Annotated in this window: 20 protein-coding genes and 1 pseudogene; 6 read left to right on the top strand and 15 right to left on the bottom strand. The window is 70.5% G+C overall.

Going from position 1 to position 22,159, the window contains the following annotated elements:
• The first annotated feature begins 214 nt into the window (after positions 1–214).
• Complete coding sequence (locus tag ACOZ38_RS37720) at positions 215–1,768, top strand: AMP-binding protein (RefSeq protein WP_424535748.1); 1,554 nt, start codon at positions 215–217, stop codon at positions 1,766–1,768.
• 84 nt (positions 1,769–1,852) lie between these two features.
• A complete protein-coding gene (locus ACOZ38_RS37715; RefSeq protein ID WP_424535747.1) occupies positions 1,853–4,183 on the top strand; it encodes a lantibiotic dehydratase in 2,331 nt (776 codons plus the stop codon).
• 152 nt (positions 4,184–4,335) lie between these two features.
• Here ACOZ38_RS37715 and ACOZ38_RS37710 read toward each other — a convergent pair whose 3' ends face one another.
• Positions 4,336–4,635 carry a hypothetical protein gene (locus ACOZ38_RS37710; protein ID WP_424535746.1) on the bottom strand — a complete coding sequence of 100 codons (300 nt, stop codon included), beginning with the start codon at positions 4,633–4,635 and terminating at the stop codon, positions 4,336–4,338.
• 568 nt (positions 4,636–5,203) lie between these two features.
• On the opposite strand from ACOZ38_RS37710, the pseudogene ACOZ38_RS37705 reads away from it, so the two are divergent.
• Positions 5,204–5,820: pseudogene (locus ACOZ38_RS37705) on the top strand (IS701 family transposase); the annotation flags it as partial.
• Positions 5,821–6,680: 860 nt separating this feature from the next.
• Here the strand turns inward: ACOZ38_RS37705 and ACOZ38_RS37700 are convergent.
• The gene (locus tag ACOZ38_RS37700; protein ID WP_424535745.1) at positions 6,681–7,832 is read right to left on the bottom strand and encodes an FAD-dependent monooxygenase; all 1,152 of its coding nucleotides are present in this window, start codon (positions 7,830–7,832) and stop codon (positions 6,681–6,683) included.
• Positions 7,833–7,890: 58 nt separating this feature from the next.
• On the opposite strand from ACOZ38_RS37700, the gene ACOZ38_RS37695 reads away from it, so the two are divergent.
• The gene (locus tag ACOZ38_RS37695) at positions 7,891–8,523 is read left to right on the top strand and encodes a TetR/AcrR family transcriptional regulator (protein WP_424535744.1); all 633 of its coding nucleotides are present in this window, start codon (positions 7,891–7,893) and stop codon (positions 8,521–8,523) included.
• Positions 8,524–8,541: 18 nt separating this feature from the next.
• On the opposite strand, the gene ACOZ38_RS37690 is transcribed toward ACOZ38_RS37695, so the two are convergent.
• The 9 genes from ACOZ38_RS37690 to ACOZ38_RS37650 all read right to left on the bottom strand — a co-directional run bounded on the left by ACOZ38_RS37690 (position 8,542) and on the right by ACOZ38_RS37650 (position 15,799).
• On the bottom strand, positions 8,542–9,195 hold the full coding sequence (locus ACOZ38_RS37690; protein ID WP_424535743.1) for a DUF998 domain-containing protein: 654 nt from the start codon (positions 9,193–9,195) through the stop codon (positions 8,542–8,544).
• 73 nt (positions 9,196–9,268) lie between these two features.
• On the bottom strand, positions 9,269–10,192 hold the full coding sequence (locus tag ACOZ38_RS37685) for a 1,4-dihydroxy-2-naphthoyl-CoA synthase (protein ID WP_405140908.1): 924 nt from the start codon (positions 10,190–10,192) through the stop codon (positions 9,269–9,271).
• A gap of 74 nt (positions 10,193–10,266) precedes the next feature.
• Positions 10,267–11,298 carry an ABC transporter ATP-binding protein gene (locus ACOZ38_RS37680; RefSeq protein ID WP_424535742.1) on the bottom strand — a complete coding sequence of 344 codons (1,032 nt, stop codon included), beginning with the start codon at positions 11,296–11,298 and terminating at the stop codon, positions 10,267–10,269.
• Positions 11,295–12,143 (bottom strand): ABC transporter permease, encoded by an 849-nt coding sequence (locus tag ACOZ38_RS37675; RefSeq protein ID WP_424535741.1) that lies wholly within the window; start codon positions 12,141–12,143, stop codon positions 11,295–11,297. Before ACOZ38_RS37675 ends, ACOZ38_RS37680 begins: the two co-directional genes overlap by 4 nt.
• Positions 12,144–12,148: 5 nt before the next feature.
• Positions 12,149–12,955 carry a molybdate ABC transporter substrate-binding protein gene (gene modA, locus ACOZ38_RS37670; RefSeq protein ID WP_424535740.1) on the bottom strand — a complete coding sequence of 269 codons (807 nt, stop codon included), beginning with the start codon at positions 12,953–12,955 and terminating at the stop codon, positions 12,149–12,151.
• A gap of 7 nt (positions 12,956–12,962) precedes the next feature.
• Positions 12,963–13,373 carry a TOBE domain-containing protein gene (locus tag ACOZ38_RS37665; protein ID WP_405140905.1) on the bottom strand — a complete coding sequence of 137 codons (411 nt, stop codon included), beginning with the start codon at positions 13,371–13,373 and terminating at the stop codon, positions 12,963–12,965.
• Between the two features lie 221 nt (positions 13,374–13,594).
• Positions 13,595–14,656, bottom strand: a complete 1,062-nt coding sequence (locus tag ACOZ38_RS37660; protein WP_424535739.1) for a class I SAM-dependent methyltransferase — start codon at positions 14,654–14,656, stop codon at positions 13,595–13,597.
• 184 nt (positions 14,657–14,840) lie between these two features.
• Positions 14,841–15,383: an XdhC family protein gene (locus tag ACOZ38_RS37655; RefSeq protein ID WP_424535738.1), complete on the bottom strand. Its 543-nt coding sequence runs from the start codon at positions 15,381–15,383 to the stop codon at positions 14,841–14,843.
• 32 nt (positions 15,384–15,415) lie between these two features.
• Positions 15,416–15,799: a nuclear transport factor 2 family protein gene (locus ACOZ38_RS37650; protein WP_424535737.1), complete on the bottom strand. Its 384-nt coding sequence runs from the start codon at positions 15,797–15,799 to the stop codon at positions 15,416–15,418.
• Between the two features lie 129 nt (positions 15,800–15,928).
• On the opposite strand from ACOZ38_RS37650, the gene ACOZ38_RS37645 reads away from it, so the two are divergent.
• A complete protein-coding gene (locus tag ACOZ38_RS37645; RefSeq protein ID WP_424535736.1) occupies positions 15,929–16,528 on the top strand; it encodes a TetR family transcriptional regulator in 600 nt (199 codons plus the stop codon).
• Between the two features lie 42 nt (positions 16,529–16,570).
• Here ACOZ38_RS37645 and ACOZ38_RS37640 read toward each other — a convergent pair whose 3' ends face one another.
• The 3 genes from ACOZ38_RS37640 to ACOZ38_RS37630 form a co-directional block, all read right to left on the bottom strand.
• Positions 16,571–17,122, bottom strand: coding sequence for a hypothetical protein (locus ACOZ38_RS37640; protein WP_424535735.1), 552 nt, complete (start codon positions 17,120–17,122; stop codon positions 16,571–16,573).
• Entirely contained in the window at positions 17,119–18,765 is a 1,647-nt protein-coding gene (locus tag ACOZ38_RS37635) for a PHP domain-containing protein (RefSeq protein WP_424535734.1), read from the bottom strand. The genes ACOZ38_RS37640 and ACOZ38_RS37635 overlap by 4 nt, the downstream gene beginning before the upstream one ends.
• A gap of 373 nt (positions 18,766–19,138) precedes the next feature.
• A complete protein-coding gene (locus tag ACOZ38_RS37630; protein WP_424535733.1) occupies positions 19,139–19,702 on the bottom strand; it encodes a TetR/AcrR family transcriptional regulator in 564 nt (187 codons plus the stop codon).
• Between the two features lie 67 nt (positions 19,703–19,769).
• Here ACOZ38_RS37630 and surE point away from each other — a divergent pair, with 67 nt between their 5' ends.
• The gene (surE, locus tag ACOZ38_RS37625; protein ID WP_424535732.1) at positions 19,770–20,645 is read left to right on the top strand and encodes a 5'/3'-nucleotidase SurE; all 876 of its coding nucleotides are present in this window, start codon (positions 19,770–19,772) and stop codon (positions 20,643–20,645) included.
• A gap of 44 nt (positions 20,646–20,689) precedes the next feature.
• Here surE and ACOZ38_RS37620 read toward each other — a convergent pair whose 3' ends face one another.
• Positions 20,690–21,913: an acyltransferase family protein gene (locus ACOZ38_RS37620; protein ID WP_424535731.1), complete on the bottom strand. Its 1,224-nt coding sequence runs from the start codon at positions 21,911–21,913 to the stop codon at positions 20,690–20,692.
• Positions 21,914–22,159 lie beyond the last annotated feature (246 nt).

Raw genomic sequence — 22,159 nt, 5'->3', positions numbered from 1 at the left:
CCTGAAAGGGAGCGGGAGAGCAATGCGAGCCTGGGCACCATGGCGAGAAGTTGTCACGCGCTTGACCTGCGTTTCCGGTCGGTGGTGAGCTGAATCGGCCTGCCGCCCGGAACTCTCCTCGGAAAAGCGTCGCTCCAACCGGCTCGGCGGCGGCTAACGCGCGATCTCCTTGCGAATTCTCCTGAGGGGATTCCTGGACAACACGGGGAATGCATTGTCGGTACGAGCCTTATACGACTGGTTTCACCGCACAACGCGCGGTCACGCCGGGACCACGGCGCTCGAAGTCAAAGGCCACTCGCTGACCTACACGGAACTGGCCGAGCTGTCCGGATGCCTGGCCGCTCTGGTCGAGCGTACGGCCGGCGGCCCCCCGGCGCGCGTCGGCCTGCTGATGAGCCGCAGCGTGGCCGCCTACGCGGGATACCTGGCGGCGCTGCGGCTCGGCGCGACGGTGGTGCCCCTGGATCCGAGGAGCCCGGCAGCACGCAACGCGGCCATCACTCGTGCCGCGGGCGTCGAGGTCACGATCACCGACGTGAGCTCTGGCCACGCCTCGGCCGCGTACGCGCGGACGGCCGGGGTTCCCGTCGTCGATCTCGCCGGTACGGGCCCGCGCGCGGTGTGGGAAGCCTCGCGCTCGCCGCGCGTTCCCTCTGTCCGGGAGCCGCTGAGCGAGGTCGCGTACATCGCGTTCACTTCCGGGTCCACCGGCAAGCCCAAGGGCGTGCCGGTCACCCACGCGAACGTCTCCTGTTTCCTGGAGGAGGCCCTGCCGCGCTTCGGCTTCGAGCCCGGCTGTCGCGTGTCGCAGACGTTCGAGCTGTCCTTCGACGCCGCGGTCAACGAGCTGTTCGGTGCCTGGGCCGGAGGCGGCACCCTGTGCGTGCCACGCAGGAGCGAGATCTATGACGTCGTACGGTTCGCGAACGAACGAGGCCTATCCCATTGGCTCTCCGTGCCCTCGGTCATCACGTTCGCCGTACGGGCGGGTGGGCTGACGCCCGGGTCGGTGCCCGGGCTGCGGCAGACTCTGTTCGGCGGCGAGCCGCTCACGAACGGGCAGGCGCTGACGTGGCGCGCCGCCGCTCCGAACACGACGCTGCACAACTGTTACGGCCCCACCGAGCTGACACTCGTGTGCACCGACTTCGTGGTCCACCCCGGCGACCCGGCCTGGCCGCTGACGTCGAACGGCACCCTTCCGATCGGGCCCGTCTACCCCGCGCTGGAGTACGTGCTGATCGACGATGGGCTGCGCCCCGCGGAGGAGGGCGAGCTCTGCGTCAGGGGGCCGCAGCGCTTTCCCGGCTACCTCGACCCCGACGAGAACACGGGCCGGTTCATGACCTTCGACGGGATCTCGGCCCGTGTCTACGACGGCGCCGAGCCGCTCACCGCTGGGCACTGGTACCGGACGGGCGACCAGGTCCGCCGGGAGAACGGACATCTGGTCCACGTCGGCCGCGTCGATGACCAGATCAAGGTACAGGGGATCCGCATCGAGCCGGGCGAGATCGAGTCGTTGCTGCGCGGGCATCCGAAGGTGCTGGACGCGGTGGTACTTTCCGTCGCCGCCCTGGACGGCGAGGCCCGACTGCACGCGTTCTACACGGGCGAGGAGGTGGGGCCGGCCGAGCTGGCGCCTCTCGTGGCCGGGTTGCCCCGGCCCATGCGGCCCGTCGCCTTCCACCACAGGGGTTCTCTCCCGCTGACGCTGAACGGAAAGACCGACAGGAAGGTGCTGCGCGCCGAACTCGCGGTCTAATCGCATCCGATTGCGCCGCGCCGACGAGATGTCCGGGAACCGGCGATGTGGACACAGAGATGCAAACACAGAGAGGGCATGGGAATGCGCAGGCGTCTGGGCCAAGGCGATTGGTGGGTATGGGAGGACGCGGTTCTCCGCAGCGCCGGGTTCCCGCTCGGCGAACTGACGGCTGCCGCGTCTCATCCCGTCGCACGTCTGGCGGACGCGTATGCGCGGGATCTGGCGGATCCGGCTGTCGAGGACGAATACCGGGCCGCCTGGTCCGCCGCGCAGTACGAGACGAACACCAGAATGCTCGACCTCGCCTGCTCCGATCCCGTGCTGAAGGCCATGACCTGGCAGAACCCGGCACTCATCGAACGGATGATCAACTGGCTCAGGAAGCACCTGCCCGCGGACGGCGAGCCGCTCAAACGAAGCAGGCCGTGGCGGCGCCAGGAGGCGACGCTGGTGGGCTACCTCCAGCGCTACCACGCCAAGAACGACACCGTGGGCTTCTTCGGGCCGTCCGCGTGGGTCCGGGTGGGCGGGATCGAGGGGCACGTGCGATTCCACGGCGGACCCGACGTCGTGGCCGAGAGCGTGGTGCACTTCGAGGACTGGCCGGTCGAGGCGCTCGCGGCGAGCCTGGCCGACGACCTGCGGATCCGCCATCACCTGCCGCCCGTCCTGACATACGACGCCACGCTCCTGGGCCGTGCGCTCGTGCGGAGCGACGGCTCCGTCACCACCCTGGACCCGGACTTAGCCGACCTAGCCGCCCTGAGCGACGGGCGCAGGACACCCCGTCTGCTCGCGGCCGAGCTCACCTGGCGGACGGGGGCGCCGGTCGGTGAGGACGTCGTCCTGGCGAACCTCGGGCGCCTCGCGGCCATGGGACTCCTCCACTGGGGTTTCGACGTCCCTCAGGGCCCGGACGCGCTCCAGTCCCTGCACGACCAGATCGCCCGGCTTCCGCCATGCGAGGCCAGGACGGCCGCCACCGCGCGAGTCGAGGAGTTCGAGCGGGCGCGCCTCGACCTGGCCTCCGCGGCCCACACGGCGGAGACGCTCCGGGCGGGGATACGCCGGCTCGACGAGGCGTTCGAGGATGCGACAGGGGTGGCCGCTGAGCGCAGGCCGGGCATGCACACGGCCGGGCGGCGGCTGTTGCTCCCAGAAAGCCGGCGCGACGTCGACCTCACGATCGGCGACGCCCTCCTCTCGGAGCTGGCCGCGCCGCTCACCCTGGTCCTGGACAGCGCCCGCTGGCTGGTCTCGGAGCTGGGGCGCCGGTACGAGCTCGTCCTGCACGACACGGTGCGGGAACTGGCCGTCGTGTTCGGCACCGACGCCGTCCCGCTCGGGCTGGTGATGCTGTACGGCCGGCAGGCCGTCGCGGATGCCACCCCCTTCGTGTCCTCGCTGCTCCACGACAAGTGGCGGCAGCTACTGAACCTCGACCCGGCGGTCGCCCGCGCGTGCTACCGCGCGACCGACCTCGCCCCTGAGGCCGGGCGGCTGTTCCTCGCGAACCGGGCGGCCTGGTTCGCCGGTGCGCATCACAGCCCTGATCTCATGATCGCCGCCGACGGCCCCGACGCTCTGCGCGCCGGCCGGTACGAGGTCGTCCTCGGCGAGTTGCACATCGCCATGGCCACGGTCGACTCGAACACGTTCCTACACTGGCATCCGGAGCCGGGGCGGATCGGGGAGGCCGCCAGGGAACACGACCACCCGCACGAGCGATTCGTGCCGCTGTACGCCCGTGGCCTGCCGCACATAACCGGCAGGCACTACCCTGACCCCGAGCACTTCTCTCCCGCCTACAGATATCTGTCGTTCGGCCCCCGCTGCGGGGCGCGGCCGGCGCCGTCCGGGCGAGTCCTCGAGATCAGGGACCTGGAAGTGCCGGTGCCCACCGACGGGAGGGCCCTCGATGTCAGGCATAGGGAAGGCAGCCGGGTCGCCCCACTCCTCGACGTGCTCGGCGAGTTCCTGTCGCAGGCCGCGGTCGACGCCTTCTCACCGATGCCGTCGATGCCGCACACCCCCCGCGTCACGATCGACAAGCTCGTCCTCGCCCGGGAGACCTGGCGCGTGCCGAGCGTCGAGCTCCCCCATCTGACAGTCGCCGACGAGGCCGTCGGCTACGCGCGGCTGCGCGCCTGGGCCGCGGCCGAGGGCATGCCCAGGCACCTGTTCTGGCGCACGCCTGAGGAGCCGAAACCGGTCTACCTCGATCTGGACAGCCCCGCGCTCGCCGCCCTCTTCGCAGCCACCACGCGCCGCAGTCAACGCGCGGACCCCGAAGGTGTCACCGTCATAACCGAGATGCGGCCCGACCCCAGCGAACTGTGGCTCACCGCCACCGGGAACCGCCGCTACACCAGCGAGATCCGGCTCGTCGCCGCCGACGGACGCGGCCAATAGCCGTACGGTTCGCCGGCGCGACGCTCCCGGACACCCTCGCGGTCGTCATTGGGAAGGCGCCCTGGCGAGCGTCGGAGACGACCGGCTTCAGCCGCCAGGCCGTGGGCCGCATGGTCGCCGAAGGATCTCCCGACGGATTCAGCCCGACGACGTCACGTAGATGAGGCCGAATAGCTCGAGATGAGCCGGAAGTCGCAGACTTCGATGGGTTCATAGGGGAGGGCCGGGACCGAGAGGTCGAGGCGAACGGCGGCCATGCCGCCCTGGAAGCGCGTCGCAACGCCAAGGAAGGTCAGCACTTCGGCTACCCGGCGGCTGAACGTGCGAGCCGATATATGCAGATTCCGGCTGGCAGTCGCATCGGTGACGCCCATGGCGAGCTGTTCGAGGATCGGCCGCAGGTGAGCGGGCAGCTCGGGCCTGGCGTATTCCTCCTCACGCAGATACCGCACAACCGGCTCATTCCAGCACCTGATGACGAATTTGTTAGACACTTGTGTCATCTGCTGACTCCTTCAGGCAACGATCCGAAAGATTCCCCACTCCGCCGCCTGGGAACAAGGAGGTAGCCTCGTACCGCAGATCGCAAGCTCGCTCACCAGGCGGCTTCAGCCCCTGCCGAGGCACATGCCGTCCTCGCCCTGAGAACCCGTTCCACGCCTGTACGGGGCTTTGGTACGCCCCAAGGCATGACCCACGAGCTTCGCCAACGGCTCGCCCTGCATGGGGAGCCACTGAGCGACAACCGTCGACGGCAGAGATATCAGTGGTAGCGCCGAGCGCCTCCGGGAGTGAGGCGGAATCGGGCGCAGCATGGTAGAAGCTCAGGCTTGTCGCGCCCTCCTGGATCACTGGCGGGTCTAGGGAAACACTGCCAGAGCCTCGCAACGAATGTCGTTAACCGTGAGTGCGCAAATACTTGCCCTTCTGCGCAGGAACATTCGCCGCCTCTCCTGTACTACATTCAGAGATCTTGAGATTCGACTCCGTGACGCGGTGTAGTGGGTTCATGGTCGGTGTGTGACCTGTTCTCTGACCTATGATCTGGTCGTGTCCTGGGATGCGGAACTGACCGCGTTGACCGAGCGGATCGCCGGACCGCTGTTCACCCGGCCCGAGCCGCGCTCCACCTTCCCCGACCTGGTCCGGAGCCTGCTGGCTGACGTGCCGCGGAAGAACTGCTGGCAGTTGGCCGACCACATCGGGCACGTGAAGGCCTACCGGTTCGAGCACCTGCTGAACGGTGCCAAGTGGAACGCCGACGCCCTGCGCGATGAGGTGCTCCTACGTGGTGGAGCATCTGGGCCGGCCGGACGACGCGCTGATCGCGGACGACACCAGCGCGATCAAGAAGGGTGACAAGTCGGCCGGCGTGGCCCGCCAGTACTGCGGGCTGACCGGCCAGGTGGAGAACTGCCAGGTCATGCCCATGCTGACCTACGCCTCGGCCGTCGGGCACGCCTTCATCAACCGGCGCCTGTACCTGCCCGAGAGCTGGGCGAACGATCCCGGGCGGCGCAAGGAGGCAGGGATTCCCGACGAGGTCGTCTTCGCCACCAAGCCCGCCCCTGGTCATCGACATGCTCGCCGAGGAGATCACCGCCGGCACTCCGTTCCGCTACCTGTGCGGCGACTCATTCTGAGCGACATCGCCTGAGATCCCAGATCGTCCAGGCGCTGTCAGACGCCACCTCATCGTCGACGGCTGAACACCCCGAAAGGCGGATCATCCATGTTCGGGCTCGGAATACTGATCAACATCGCGATGAACCGAGGCCTCGGCATCATCGCCGGTCAGCCTGACCCCGTTCCGCTTCAGGGGCCAGGTGACCATCAGCCACACCAAGATCAATGTCCCGTTCTTCAAGAATGCTTGGCCTGGCGAAGCGTTTGGTTACTGACCTTGTCGTGGCCGTCCCGGCGACATGTCTGGTCATCGGCATGCCGGCGGCGAGCCATGCCGAGGGCCAGGCAGCTGAGGACGTATCTCGATGCGATGGAGGAGCACGTCGCCGCTTCGAAGGTGGATGCAGCCGCTGAGCGGCTGGCCTGGGCGCGGGGCTACGTCGAGCGGCTGGATCCGCTGACGGGACGGTTGGCCATGCCGGAGCCGCCGGAGACCACACCAAAAGACCTAGAGCCGTTTCTGAATGGTTGGAGTCCTTACGGGCCGGAGGTTGTCCCGGAGCTCGTAGAACTTGAAGTGGCGGTACCATCGCCAGCGCCCTGGAGCACGCCCCCATGCGCATGCCCATCCGATTCACCCTGGTGAGCGGGCAACTGGTCTCTGAGTGGACGGCGAGCGCAGTACACTCAGCGGGTCCGGGGTTCGAGTCCCTGGCGGCGCACCACGGCTCCGGCCGATGACCTGGGCATCCTCCACTTGACGGGGGGTGCCCACAGTCATTTCCAGGCCTGCGCGGGGTCGTTGTGAGGTCCGGCGGCGTATCGTCACGCGACGATGGACAGTCCCGCGCGAGATCGTGCGGGAAGCCGGTCAGTTGGTGACATTCCAGAGGGCGGCAAGCTGCCGGGTGGCCACCCGGGACGGTATGGCGCGCAGCAACGCGTCGCGCAGCCACGCGGTGACGCCGGTCTGGGAGGTCAGCCGCGATTGCCGGGACGCCGCCTGCATCATGCGGTTGGCACTGGGCCTGCGCTCGGCGTCGTAACGCAGGAGCCGCTGGGCGACGTCTCCCGGCTCCGCGCCGGTCAGATGGCGGGTTAAAGCGGCGGCGTCTTCGAAGGCCTGGCTAGCGCCCTGGCCGAGGTCGGGTGGCATGGCGTGCGCGGCGTCGCCGAGGAGCGCGATCCTGCCGGCCACGTACGAGGGCAGGGGTTCGGCCAGGCGGGTGATCGGGTCGACGTAGATGTCGGCGGGCGGGGTGGCCTCGATCATTGCTGTGACGAGGGGGTGCCAATCGGCCATCAGGGACAGCATCTGTCGGCGTGCGTCGTCCGCGCCGGGCGGCGTGCTGTGCAGGACGGAGTCGGTGAACCAGTAAAGGCGGTTCTCGCCGACGGGGAACAGGCCGAACATCGCCCCACTGCGGCGGTCGACCAACTGGCTGGCGAGCAGGTCTGTTACCAGGCCGGGGGGACGGGGCAGCATGCCTCGCAGGTCCATCCGGCCGGTCCGCCGCAGCCCGGGGTGGCCGGGGATGAGCTGTCCGCGCAGCTTGCTGCCGATGCCGTCGGCCGCGATCACGGCGTCCGCTCTCGCGACGGGGTTGCCATCGCTGATCACGGTTACCCCGTCGGGGTCGGGCTCCAGGCGCTCGACCGGGGTCGCGGTTCGCACCAGGTCGGCGGGCAGCGGGGCGCGTAGCGCCCGGTGCAGTTCCGCCCGATCGAGGATGGCGGGCGTGCCGACCTCCCGCTGCGCTTGGACCGCGTCGGTGACCAGCAGCGGCCGTCCGCGCCAGTCCCGCAATCCCGCCCTGGCGGTATGCATGACGTGCCCGCGAACGTCTTCGGCCAGCCCCAGCACATCCAGCGCCCGGATCCCGTTGGGCATGACCACGATCCCGGTGCCCGACTCCCGAAGCTCGGTGCCCCGTTCGAAGAGTGTCACCTCATGACCCAGGCGATGCAGCCCCACCGCGGCCGCCACTCCACCGAGGCCGGCACCGACCACCACGATCCTCATGAGACTCCCCAATCGTTAACTACGATCGTACTAGTACGGTTATTGGTAGCATGGTCGCATGCCGCCCACCAATCCGGCCCGTCGCCGAGCGCTGACCGATGCCGCCATCGAGCTGCTGGCGTCGTCGGGAGTGCATGGACTGACCCACCGCGCGGTGGAGAAGGAAGCCGGACTTCCGCCGGGAACGGCCTCGAACTACTTCCGCAGCCGGGAAGCGCTGCTGGTGGCCGCCGCGGAGCGCATCGCCGAGCTGCATCACGCCGACACCGACCGGGCCACCGAGCAGCCCGCGAGGATGGTCGACCTGCTGACGGAATCGCTGCTCACAGCGGCGACCACACTGCGCAACCGCTATCTGGCAATCTTCGAACTTCAACTGGAGGCCGCGCACCGGCCGGTGCTCGCCTCGGCGCTCGCGGGCCTGCAGGACACGTCGTTGCAGATCACCGCCGGGCACCACGACAAACTCGGCCTCGCCATCCCACGCGAGAAGATCCCCGCCCTGATCGCGCTCTACGGGGGTGCGCTGTTCACCCTGGTCACCGCGCCGCCAGGGAGCGTCAGCAGGGACGTTGTCCAGAACCTGGTTCAGGTCATCGTGTACGGCTGTGCCGTACACGAGGGAAATCCTGAAACGGCCCGGAACTCCTACAGCGGGTCCAGCCGAGGTACGACCAGAAGCGGCAATTGATCAGGCTGCGGGAGGACATCAGCCCCGATCACCGCACGGGCGTAGGCATAGCGCGCTTCCGAGCACGAACGTCCAGAGGGTGAACGGATCGAGCGCGAGTCGTTCCAGGGCCCCGAACCAGTCGGCGGACAGCTGGAGCGCGAAGAGTACGGTGCCGACGACGCCGATCGCTCCGATGGTGATGGAGAACGCGCCGAGCCCGGGCCGTCGGTGGCGGAGGGCAAGTCCGAGGAGCAGCGGCGCGATCACCCCGGGGACCTGAAGCAAAGCCCCGACACCGTGCAGTCGCGGCGCGACGTCGGATGGCGCGATGCCGACCAGGACTCCGCCGGCGCCCGCAAGGATCACACCGAGCAGTGCCGTCGTCGTCAGCCGTCTACGCGGCCACGCCCGCCAGGTCAGGATGGCCCCGGCCGCGGTCATGACCCCGACCACCAGGAACCCTGTGTTCATCAGCAGATGCCGTGGCGAGCAGGCGAACACTTCGCGACCGGGGAAGGGGTTCGACATGCCGCAGGTCGTGATGCCGAGATCGCTGATGGTGTTGACCATGAGCGAGTAGGGCTGAGGCCACGCCAAGGCCACGACAAGCTGCACCGGGAAGTAGAGGATGGTCGCCGTCCACGCGACAGCGCCAAGCCGGATTCGGGTTCGGGTTCGGGGAGCCGGCATGTCGATCAGGTCCTATCGGGGCTCTTGAGTCGATGGCCAGAGCTCGCGCCACTCGCCGGCGTGCGGGTTGTCGCTAGTAGTAGTAGGGGAACGGCTCCCAGTTCGGCGGGCGCTTCTCCAGGAACGCGTCCCGGCCCTCGACGGCCTCGTCGGTCATGTAGGCCAGGCGGGTGGCCTCGCCGGCGAACACCTGCTGGCCCACCAGGCCATCGTCGACCAGGTTGAACGCGAACTTGAGCATCCGCTGGGCCTGCGGCGACTTGCCGATGATCTTCCAGCCCCATTCCAGGGCGGTGGCCTCCAGCTCCGCGTGCGGCACGACCCGGTTGACGGCGCCCATCGAGTGCATCTCGGCCGCGGTGTACTCCTCACCGAGGAAGAAGATCTCCCGGGCGAACTTCTGGCCGGTCATGCGGGCCAGGTACGCCGAGCCGTAGCCGGCGTCGAACGAGCCCACGTCGGCGTCGGTCTGCTTGAACCGGGCGTGCTCCGCCGACGCCAGCGTCAGGTCGCACACCACGTGCAGGGAGTGCCCGCCGCCCGCGGCCCAGCCGGGTACGACGGCGATCACGACCTTGGGCATCGTGCGGATCAGCCGCTGCACCTCCAGGATGTGCAGCCGGCCCGCGCGCGCGGGGTCGATGGTGTCGGAGGTCTCACCTTCCGCGTACTGGTAGCCCGAGCGCCCCCGGATGCGCTGGTCGCCACCGGAGCAGAAGGCCCAGCCGCCGTCCTTGGCCGAGGGCCCGTTGCCGGTGAGCAGGACGCATCCCACATCGGAGCTCATCCGCGCGTGGTCGAGCGCCCGGTACAGCTCGTCCACCGTGTGCGGCCGGAAGGCGTTGCGTACTTCCGGCCGGTCGAACGCGACGCGCACGACGCGCTTGCCGGAGCGGGTCTCCGCCGAGCGGTGGTAGGTGATATCGGTGAAGTCGAACCCCTCGACGTTGCTCCACGCGAGCGGGTCGAACAGCTCTGAAACATTGACGTCAGACACGATGGAACAATAGCCATCTTCCATGAGGGGTGTCTCTCACGGATGCCTGGTCGCCGGATTAGGGCCTGGCCGGATCACGCGGGGTAGGCGTGCGTCTCCGTGGCCTTGACGGCGGCCCAGATCTGCTGCCCCGGAGTCAGGTCGAGGTCGGCGACGGCGGCGGGGGTGATGTCGGCGGAGGCGGTGATCGGCCCGTCCAGGAGGACGCGGACGTTGTCGCCGTGCCGTTCGATGCCCTGGATGCGGGCCTGCCACAGGTTGCGCGGCGAGCCGTCGGGGCGGGTCCGGTACAGGGCCACCGCGGCGGGTGAGAACGCGACGAACGCCGGGCCGGACACCGGCTCGGCCACGCTGAACAGCACCTCGTCGACCTTGACCTGCCGGTCGGTGGCGACGCCGCGATACAGGTTGAGGCCGACCAGGCGGGCGACGTAGTCGGTGCGCGGGCGGCGCGCGACCTCGGCGGGCGTGCCCGCCTGCACGACCGCGCCGTCCTCGATGACGATCAGCCGGTCGGCGAGCACCATGGCCTCCAGCGGGTCGTGGGTGACCAGCACGGTCGCGCCGCCGAAGTCGGTCAGGTGACGGCGCAGCTGGGCGCGGATGTCGAGCCGGGTGCGGGCGTCCAGGGCGGCCAGCGGCTCGTCCAGGAGCAGCAGGCGGGGCTCGACGGCCAGGGCGCGGGCCAGCGCCACGCGCTGGGCCTGTCCGCCGGACAGCTGCCGGGGCCTGGTGCGCGCGTGCTCGGCGAGGCCCACGCGCTCCAGCCACTCGGCGGCCCGGCGGCGCGCGCCGGACCTGGACGCGCCGTGGCACCGGAGGCCGAAGGCCACGTTGTCCAGGGCGGACAGGTGCGGGAACAGCAGGTAGTCCTGGAAGACCATGCCGATCGGGCGGCGCTCGGCCGCGAGGGTGTGCAGGGGGGCGTCCTCCAGGGTGATGTGCCCGTCCGACAGCCCGACGAGCCCGGCCAGGGCGCGCAGGGCGGTGGTCTTGCCGGCGCCGTTCGGCCCGAGCAGGGCGACGACCTGCCCGGCGGCCACGGTGAAGTCGATGTCCAGGCGGAAGGAGGGACGGGCGACCACCAGGTGGGCGTGCAGGGTCATGGGCTGGTCACCCACCTGTCGCGCAGGCTGGCCAGGATGATCACCGACACGGCGAGCAGCAGGAGGCTGAGGACGATCGCGGCCTCCGGCTCGGTCTCCAGGGCCAGGTAGACGGCCAGCGGCATCGTCTGGGTGCGGCCGGGGAAGTTGCCCGCGAAGGTGATGGTGGCGCCGAACTCGCCGAGCGCCCGGGCCCAGCACAGCACGGCTCCCGCCACGACGCCCGGGGCGACCAGCGGCAGGGTGACGCGGCGGAAGGTGACCCAGCGCGACGCCCCGAGGGTGGCCGCGGCCTCCTCCAGGCGCAGGTCGGCGGCCCGTAGCGCGCCCTCGACACTGATGACCAGGAACGGCATCGCGACGAACGCCTCGGCGAGCACGACCCCGGCGGTGGTGAAGGGCAGGCTGATGCCGAACCAGGCCTCCAGCCACTGGCCCAGGAGGCCGCGCCGCCCGAGCACCAGCAGCAGCGCGACGCCCCCGACCACCGGTGGCAGCACCAGTGGGACGGTGATCAACGCCCGTACCAGGCGCCGGGCGGGGAAGGTGACGCGCGCCAGCAGCCAGGCCAGCGGCACGCCGAGGAGCAGGCAGATCAGGGTGGCGACGGTCGCGGTGACCAGTGACAGGCGGAGCGCCTCCAGCACCTGCGGCTCGGCCAGCCGCTCGGCCAGCGTGGACCACGGCGCGCGGATGAGCAGCCCGGCCAGGGGGAGCACCAGGAAGGCCATGCCGAGCGCTGCGGGCGCGACCAGCGCCCAGGGGACGCGGCCCGCCACGATGCCCGCCGGGCCGGGGCCGCGCCGCGCGCCGCCCCGGCCCGTCGGTGACGTGGACGGTGTCATGCCGGTCAGGGAGCCTCGAAGCCGGCCTTGGTCAGCACGTCCTTGCCCTGGGAGGACAGGACCAGGTCGACGAACTGCTTGGCCAGGTCAGGAGCGGGGGCCTTGGACAGGGCGGCGATCGGGTAGTCGTTGATCGCCTTGTCGGCCTCGGGGAAGGCGATGCCGGTGACCTTGCCCGCGGCCGCCAGCACGTCGGTCTTGTAGACCAGCGCGGCGTCGACCTCGCCGAGTTCGACCTTGGTGAGGGTGGCCTTGACGTCCTGCTCGTAGGTGACGGGGGTGACCTTCAGCCCCGCCGCGTCCAGGGCCTTGACCGCCGCGGCGCCGCAGGGCACCTGCTCGGCGCACAGGGCGACCTTGACCTTGGAGTCGGACAGGTCCTTGAGCTCGTCCACCTTGGCCGGGTTGTCGGGCGGGACGGCGATCTGGAGCTTGTTGCGCACGAACGTCGTCGGAGCGGAGGCCAGCGACGCGTCGGTGACGGTCTTCATCGTGGCCGGGCTCGCGGCGGCGAACACGTCGGCGGGGGCGCCCTGCGTGATCTGCTGGGCGAGGGTGGCGCTGGACCCGAAGTTGAACTTCACCGACGTCCCCGGGTGGGCGGCCTCGAACGTCTTGCCCAGCTCGGTGAAGGTCTCGGTCAGCGAGGCGGCGGCGAACACCGTCAACGCAGTGGCCCCGCCGGAGGAGGCGGTGGTGGATGCGGTCGAAGGGGTGGCCGGGTCGCTGGAGCCGCAACCGGCGAGGCCGGCGGCGAGCGCGAGGGCGAGGGGGACCGCGGCGGCCCATCGGGATACACGCCTGAACAACAAGGGCTCCTTACTGACTCGCTGTGCGAGTGTGGTCGGGGATCTCCACGACGACGTTGGTGGACTTGATCACGGCGACCGCCACCACCCCCACCGCAAGGCCCAGCTCGTCCACGGCCTGGCGGCTCATCAGCGAGACGACGCGGTACGGCCCGGCGGCGATCTCGACCTGCGCCATCACCGCGTCCTTGATCACCTCGGTCACGATCCCGCGGAAGCGGTTGCGCGCCGAGGACTGACCCGCGCCGTTCACGACCTCGATCTGGGAGCGCGCGAACGCGGCCAGGTCGGTGCCGTCCACCATGCGGTGGCCGTGCTCGTCCCGCTGAGCTGTGAGCCGCCCGGCGTCGACCCACCGCCGGACGGTGTCGGGGCTGACCCCGAGCAGAGCGGCCGCCTCGCTGATCCGAAACGTCGTCACAATCAATCACCATACCTTCGCATATTCCGGCATCAACCCCGGTCTGGCTTCGCAATCGCGCCGTGATGTACCGGCATCGCATCGCTTTTGAGAGATCGGGGCGCGGCCATGACCGCCCGTACGTGCCATCGGCGCGAGGCACGTCGAAGCGGCCATGGTGCTGGCCATGATTGTGTCGCTCAAAGGGCGCCGGTACCGTCACACGGACCGATGGCCGGTCGTCACCGGCGGGTGGCGATGGCGAGGAAGCGGTGCGCCGGGTCGTCGTAGCAGGTCAGCTTCCACCCGGTCTCGTCCAGCGACCGGCGCAGAGGCGTCTCCGCGAGGGGCTCGCCGGGGCTCAGCGTACGGCCGTGGCGGGCGGCGAGGGCGGCGCGCCCGGAGGGGTGGAAGAGCATGAGCAGCCCGCCGGGGCGGGTGACGCGGGCCAGCTCGTGAAGGCCCGCGCCGGTGTCGGGCAGGTGCATGATGAGCCCGGCCGCGAACACCGCGTCGACGGACGCGCCGGCCAGCGGCAGGCGGCGCGCGTCGCCGATGACGAGGCGGGCGTGCTCGGCACGGCCGTGGGCGCGGGCCTGGCCGAGCATCTCGGGGGACAGGTCAAGGGCGATGACGCGGCCCTCGGGGCCGACGGCGTCGCGCAGCGCGGGCAGGGCGCGGCCGGTGCCGCAGCCGACGTCCACGACGACGCCGTCCCGGGGCAGCCGTGACTCCTTGATCGCCGCGGCGTAGGCGGGCATGTCGTCGCCGAACTTGGTGTCCCAGGTGGCGGCGCGGGGGCCGAAGAAGGCCCGGCTCTCGGGGATGTACCACCGGTCGTGATCGGCCAGGTGCGGCCGCACGTGGCGGATCACCGGCCAGGCCGCGTCGTGCACGTCGACGATGATGTCCGCGTCGGCCTCGGCGTTCTCCTTGGCTCGGTCGCCGGTGTCCCGGGTGCGCAGCCAGATCTGGACGTCCCAGCGATCCTGGGGAGGGTGGGTCCGCCAGTGCTCGCCGTCCGCGATCGCCACCGTGCCCGAGGCGCGGTCCGCGTACCATTCGTCCTCGTCCGCGGGCGGGTTGGCGTCCGACAGGCGGGTGCAGGGGCGGCCGGCGGCGCGGAGGGTGACGGCGAGGCGGTCGGCGACGATCGCGCTCTGGCGGGCGGCCCCGTCGACCACCACGCACGCGGGTCCGGGCGGGAGCATCTCGGCGATGCCGCCCAGGACTTCCTCCCACCGGCGGACCTGGGCCTCGGTCATCGCCTGCCACGCCGGTACCGGGGTCGCGTCTTCAGCCATGCGTCAATCATGCAGATGCCGGGGACAGGTGGCTAGAAGCCCCGGAGAAACGAGCCCAGCACCCCCTTTCCCCCAGAGCCCGCGAGGTCGGCGCTCGCAGGTCTCCGGCGTCGTGCTCATCGGCCTCGGCGTGCGGCCGGCACTCGGCTCCCGATGAGGTACGGCCCCTGGCGGCGGGCCGCCGTCAGAAGGTGAAGCCGCCGGGGCGGCCGTTGCGGTCGGCGAGGAGGCCGGCCAGGGTCGCGATCGCGATCTCCGGGGGCGTGCGGGAGCCGATGTTGAGCCCGACCGGCCGGTGCACCCTCGCGATGTCCTCGTCCGGTACGCCGAGCCCGGCCAGTGCCGCGACGTGCGGCCCCGGGTGGCGCGGGTTGCCGAGCACCCCGATCCACCGGCACTCGCGGGCGAGCAGGTCGCTCAGCACGGTGCCGAGCTCGGGGCGGTGGTGGTCGGTCACCACCACGTCGGCGGTGCGGTCCAGATCGCCGGGCGGGCCGGTGACGACCTCGAAGCCGGACGTTCCCACGGCCGCGGCGCGGCCGGCGTCGGGCTCCAGGAGGATCCCGCGGAACCCGAGATCCGCGGCGTAGCGCAGCAGGTGGCCGGCTACGGGGGAGGCGAACACGGCGACCAGGGTGCGGTCGGTGGCCGGGGCCGCCGCTTCACCGTGCGCGACGGCGCAGGCCGGGTCCGCCTCGGGTGAATGGGTGTCCTGCGAATGGGCCATGCGGACAGTCTTCCACCGGATCCCGGGAAGGGTCAGGCGAGGTGGGCGAGCATCGCCGGGGTGTCGATGTAGATCTCCATGCGCACGATCTTGCCCCCGCTGAACTCCCACACGTGGATCTCGGGGAGGTCGAAGGGGACGGCGGCGGCGGTCAGCCCGACGGTCCGGCCGATCTCCACCACGTGGTCGCCCGCGTCGATGAGCCGCTCGACCGTCAGCTGCGGGTCGATGTTGCGCAGCAGTTCGGTGAAGAAGGCGACCGCCCCCTCGTGGCCCTTGAAGTGCCCGCCCCACGGCAGCAGCTCCGACTGGTGGATCTCCACCTGGGGGTCGAACAACTCCCCGATCACGCCGAAGTCGCGCGTCTGAAAGGCGTCATAGACGCGTTTGATAATGTCGACGTTGCTGTCGCTCACGGCTTTCCTCCGTCTGGCACGGTGAAGTGATGATGTCGCGGTGGCCCGGAGACCCCCGGTACGAGCAGTCTTCTGATCCAGGCCAGAGCAGACAAGAAAAGGCCGGATTGTTGAGAGGAATCAGCCCCCATGTTCGGAAAAATCGGGCGACCGGCTGAGGATCGGGTCAGGCGGCAGCAGGAGATCTTCCTCGCGGTCGCGCCGCTCATCAGCGTGCACGGCGCGCGCGAGATCACGATGGCCCGCGCCGCCCGGGCCGCGAGCATGTCGGTGGGCGGCCTCTACCACTACTTCCCGAACAAACGGGAGCTCCTGCTCTTCGGGCTTTCACCGGCCAACCTCGAACGCGTGTGCGCGGACTTCCGGGCCCGCCACGGGCACCTGGCCACGGCCGATCCGAGGGCCTTCCTCGCCGCGAGCCTGGACACCCTCACCTCCGCCGCCGGCGCCTTCGTCGCGCCCTCGGTGCTCGCCGCCGCGTACCTCGGCGTCGACACCTTCCGCGCCCATCTCGACGAGGCCCTGGCCACCGAGATCGTCGGCCTGGTCGGCACCATCCAGCTCGCCTACCCGGGGCTCGGCGACCGTTCCGCGGGGGTGCTCGACCGCGCGCTGCGCCGCCAGTGCGTCAGCGCCCTGCTCGACCCCGAGATCACCCCCGCCGAGCTGCGCCTCCAGCTCGAAGGCACCGTCGCCGCCTTCACCAGCATGACCCCGGCACCGCGCTGACCCTCAGTCATGGACCTCGCGGGAGGCCGTGTCTGAGATGGGTCAGCCGTGGTCCACGCAGCACGGCGTGGGGTTCGGCACCTCGGCGGGCATGAGGCGGCCCCCCGCGGCGGGCATGGTGAGCAGGACCACGCGCCCGTCGCGCCACTGCGGCCGTACGTGGTCGTTGGTCACGACGAGCGTGTCCGGCGACGGATCCCCGGCCTGAGCCAGCACGACGACCTGCTCGATCGAGGAGCCGGCCAGCACCTCGGCGACGGTTAGCGTGCCGTTCAGCTCGTCGTGGCCGGGGAACAGGACCAGGCGGCCGCCGGCTCCGGCGGCGTGCTCGGCCGCCGCGAGCGCGGCGCCCTCCGCGAGGTCGTCCGGTCCGGTACGGCTGTCGCCCAGCGCGGCGCCCACGTTCTCGGGGAGTCCCGAGGGAGGCGCCTGGAGGACCAGCGAGCAGGCGACGTGCGGTGCGCCCGACTCGGGTCGTACGAAGTGCGTGCAGCCCACGGTGCCGGCCGGAAGGCCGAGCACCTTCACCATGTCATGGAGAAGGTGCTCGGCTTCTGTGACCGTCCGCGAGCCCGCGTCCAGTCCGAGGATCATCCGCGGGGCACGATCCAGATGGGGTTGCTGTAGAACCACAGGTCCTTCCAGGGGTCGGCGTCGCCGAAGACGTCGATCTGGGGGCCGTTCGGGTCGACCGACGCGCCGAGCAGCCCGGCGGCGCCGCGGTTGCCGTCGGTGCCGCGCAGGCGTACGTAGACCGGGCGGTCCACGGCGCCGACCTGGTAGGTCAGCGTGACCGTGCCGGTGTTCTTGCCGACCTCGAACGACTTGACGACCTTGGTGGCCGGGGCAGTGAAGACGTCCTTGTTGGCGGCCGGTCCCGTGACGTCGCCCTGGATGACGTCCACGCGGGCCAGCGTCGGGATGAACTGCGCCCAGTTCGGCTGGTTGGCCAGCGTGATCTCGATGGAGACCTCGACCTTCGAGCCCTTGCGCACGTGCAGGGTGTCACCGAGGGACACTCCGCGCTGTCCGGTCCCCGCCTGCCGGGCACGCACGACCAGGGCGCTGATCAGGCCGCCGTGGTCCACCCAGACGCGACCCTCGCGGATGCCGTCCATGACGTCCGTGTACGAGAAACCCTTGGCGCCGACGTGGGTCCGGCTGTAGTAGCCCGGCCAGAAGTCGCCGTTCCCCAGGTTGAACGAGCCCTTGTAGACGGGGTCGTTGTACTTGCCGTTGGCGTTGAAGTCGCTGCCGGGCCCACGGTCACTGGTGTCGCCGTAGACCGTGTGCGAGTCGGAGTTGGCGGTGATCCACCAGCTCTTGCCCTCGGCGAGCAGGCTGTCCCACAGGCCGCCGACGGTCGCGGTCATCCAGTCGAAGCCGCCGAAGGTCTTGTAGCTCTCGGGCGGGTAGGAGGCCCAGGAGTCGGCGCTGGGGCTGCTGTCGTAGAAGCCGCGGCCGGAGCCCGGCCCGTTCGGCTTGGCGATGCCCGCGGCCTGGTGGCCCGGCGCGCCTTCCATGCCCACGGCGATCCCCGGCGCGGCGTCCCGCCAGGCCCGGATCTCGTGCGGGGTGTCGAGGCCCTTGCGGGAGGGGTGGTTGGCGAGGAACAGCGCGGCCTCGACACGGCGCTTCTTCACGGCGTCGGCCAGGAAGTTGAGCCCCGCGATGGCGAGGGCCTCGTTCTGCGGGGAGCTGCCGCTCGCGTTCTTCACCGAGCCGTCGAAGGAGTTCTCGAACTCCTTGAGGGTGGCGAGCTCGTTGCGGCCGGGGGCCACGAAGACCGTGCCGTGCTCGGCGGCCGGGATGTTCCACTCCAGCCCCTGGAAGACCAGGGTGTCCTTGACGATCTTGCGAGCGGCGACGATGTCGGGGTTGACCTTGTCGACGCCGATCTTGGCGTGGGCGACGCTGCCGTGGTCGGTGATGACCATCCAGTCGAGGCCGTACGCGTTGGCGTGCTTGACGTGGTCGCTCACCTTGTACATGCCGTCGGAGCTGTACTGGGTGTGGATGTGGTGGTCACCGGCGAGCCACAGGTAGCCGTCGCGCGGCTCGGTGTTGTGCCGCACGCGCTGCGGGGTCGCGGCGGCGGCCTCGCCCGCGGTGCCGAGGACGCCCGCGGCGGTCAGGCCGGCGCCCAGCAGGCCCGCACGGCGGAACATCGTGCGGCGCGAGAGCTGCCCGGGGGAGAGCTCGGCGTCGGGGACCGACATGTCCACGACCGGCGACATCTCGCCCTGGTCATGGGCGTGCTCGGCGCCGTGAGAGTGGTCGTGCGGGTGAGCATGAGAGTGATCGTGAGGGTGATCGTGCCCGTGGCCCATGTCTTGCCCTTCCATCCCGCCGGAGAGATCTTGGCTCCGGCTACGTAGGGCACACTGGCAAGAGCGGCTTAACCGCATGTGAACAGGCCACAGCGGCAGAGGGTCGAATGGCTTGCGATCCATCGGTGCAGGTGGGGCAGGTGTGACTCACCGCGCCGCGGAGTGCGCGGCCGGTACCCCTACGCGGTCCCCGCGCCGCGCGCTGTACGCGGTCCCTGCGCCGCGTGCTCTACGCGGTCTCCGCGCAATGCGCTCTACGCGGCCTCAGCCGCCGCGTGCTCTACGGTGTCTCCGCCACCGCGTGGAAGAGCAGATCGGTGAGCCGCTCCTGGTACGCCGCGTCGTCCACCGGCCCGCCGCCCGCCAGGCGCAGGAGGATGGCGCCGGCGAGCAGCTCGAAGAGCACCTCGGCGTCGGCCTCGGGCCTGGCCCCGCCCATGGAGAGGGCCTCGGCCAGGTGGTCGCGTCCCGGCCACACCATCTCGACGGAGAACCCCCTCGTGTCCCGCAGGTCCGCCATCAGGCCGACGTAGGCGGCGGCCACCTCGGGACGTCCGAACCTGGCCAGCAGTGCGCGCACCCAGGTCCCAAGGTCGGCGCGGAGGTCGCCGGTGGGGGACGGAAAGCCGCCGGACCCGGCGCGCTCGAACAGCACGTGAAGCACGATGTCGGCCTTGGACCGCCAGCGGCGGTAGATGGCGGGCCTGCTCACCCCGGCCCTGCGGGCGATCGCCTCGACGGTCATCTGCTGGTAGCCGATCTCGCGCAACAATTCCGGCACCGCCCGCGATACCTGGATGTTCACCTTGGGGTCACGCGGTCTTCCCTTGACATTGCTGTCCATATACATTCCAAACTGTCACGTAATGGATGTATCCAGGCAAAGGTGCGAGCCACCAATGAGACCCATCGTGTTCAGACGTATCCTCATCCCCTTTCTCTTACTCGCCTCCCTGGTGGGAGCGGCCGCTCCCGCGCAGGCGAAGGACCAGCACTCGCTGCGGATCCTGCTCACCAACGACGACGGCTACAGTTCGTCGTCCACGCAGAGCCTCCGCCAGGCCCTGATCGCCGCTGGGCACCAGGTGACGATCGTCGCCCCGCTCACCGACGCCAGCGCGGTCGGCACCGGGCTCAACATCAAGTTCGGCAGCACCTTGGAGGCGGTGGAGAGGTCCCCGGGGATCTGGTCCATCGCGGGCACCCCGGGTGACGCCGTCGCCTTCGGGGTGCGCGTCCTGTTCGCGAGCAGCCCGCCCGACCTGGTCATCTCCGGGCCCAACGCGGGCGAGAACGTCGCCGCGCTCGTCAACCACTCCGGCACGGTCGGCGCGGCCGTCACCGCCCTCGCCGGCGGCGTCCCCGCCGTCGCGTTCAGCACCGCCAGGGGCCCCTCGAACTCGTTCCCGAGCACCCAGCAGTCCATCGACTTCGCGGTCAAGGTCGTGAACAAGCTCGCCGCGACCTCGTCGTTCAACGGCAAGATCCTCCCCGACCACACCGCGCTGAACGTGAACTACCCGGTCACGCCGAACGGCCAGGTGAAGTTCGCCAAGCTCGGCACGTCGCTGCCCGTCTCGACCAACTACGCGCCCGCCCCCGACGTCTGCGCCACGTGCTACCGGATCCTGCCCCTGCCGGCGACCGGCCCGGACCCCGTCACCGACGCCGACCGCACCCTGCTCGACGCGGGCAACGTCACCATCACCGCGCTCGACGGCAGCTGGGAGGCCGGCCCGGCCGTCACCACCCTCGTCAAGGTGCGCCTGACCAACCTCACCCCGTAACGCGCGCGTGCCCGTCCGCGCCGCGAGGCACGGGCGGGCACGTTTCACGCCTGCGCGCGCATCCCGAACAGGAACCTGGTCACCCGCGTGCGCCGTACCAGCAGGTCGTACGCGGCGAGCGTCAGGCCGAGCGTGGCCACCACGATCACGGCGTACTTGACCGCGATCGGCGCGGGCAGGCCGACCACGCCGTACGCGACGGCGACGAGGATCGGCTGGTGCAGGATGTACAGCGGCAGCACGGCGGTGGCCAGGTAGCCGTACAGCCGCCGGCCGAGGCTCTCCCGCGGGGCCTGTACGGCCGCGGGCGCCGGGCGGCGGCGGTCGAGTAGCCCGAGGATCGCCACCAGCCAGCACCACCCCGTCGCGCCGTACACCGCGCGGGCGCCGATGGCGAGCGCGTTCATGTCGGTGAGGGGGTTGCCGCCCGTGGCGTCGCCCGCGGTGAGGAACACCGGCAGGCCCGCCAGGAACAGCACCACGCCCAGCGCGGCGGCCAGTCGGGCGTCGCGGCGCATCGCGGCCCGGAACCGCTCGTCGGCGGCGAGCACGAACCCGTACAGGAAGAACAGCAGGTACGCCCAGCGGCTCCACGCGGCGTACGCCTGCTCAAGGCCGAGCAGGGCGCTGACCACCGCGACGGGGACGGCCGCGAGCAGCACCACGCCCCGCCTTCCTACGGCCCTGGCCGTCCGGTCACGGATCCGCCCGGCCAGGTCGTGGGGAGACCAGCGGACGAGCGGGGCCAGCAGGAGCGAGAACGCCAGCAGCAGCACCACGAACCACAGGTGGCCGACCTCGAAGTACCTGCCCTGGAGGACGAAGGGGAGCTCGGTGGGATCCAGGCGCACCTGGAAGAACCTCGGCAGGAACCGCAGGTACGACTCGTGGTAGCCGGGGTCGGCGCGCAGCCGCAGCCACTGCGGAACCGGGATGATCGTGAGCGTCGCGAACACCAGCGGCACGCCGAGCCGCCGCAGCCGCTCGGCGGCGAACCCCGCGGCGCCGCGCCGGCGCAGCGAGTGCCACGAGCCGAGGCCGGCGATGAGGAACAGCATCGGCATCGCCCACACCACGCCGAGCCCGGTGGCGATCATGGTCGCGTGGGTGGTCTCGGCGTTCTTCACGTAGTAGTCGTCGCTCGCGTCGAACACCAGCGCCGTGTGGAAGAACACCAGCCCGACCACCACCAGGGCGCGGATCGCGTCCAGCTCCGGCCGCCGGGCCGGCCCGGCCGTCGTGGGCGGTTCTACGCGGGCCGTCGTCATCCTGCCTCCGCAGCCTCAGCCTGTCACCGCTGCCGCCGTGCGCGGCACCGACCAGTCTCGTCCCTGGCCGCCCCGGGCGCGACGGCGCCGGTGGGATCTCGCCCACGCCCCGGGCCTTCCAGATGAATGTTTCATTGGACTGCGCGGCGATCCACAGGTCGGCCCGGCGCGTTTGCCAAGGCCAACGGGGGGCCGGGTGCCGCGCGGCGGGCGAGGGCTTGCCGTGCGGCGGTGGCCGCGCGCAAT

Origin of the sequence: Sphaerisporangium viridialbum (genome assembly GCF_049674955.1) — a bacterium.
GTDB classification, from domain to species: Bacteria; Actinomycetota; Actinomycetes; order Streptosporangiales; family Streptosporangiaceae; genus Sphaerisporangium; species Sphaerisporangium viridialbum.
This window is presented reverse-complemented; position numbering and strand designations above follow the sequence as displayed.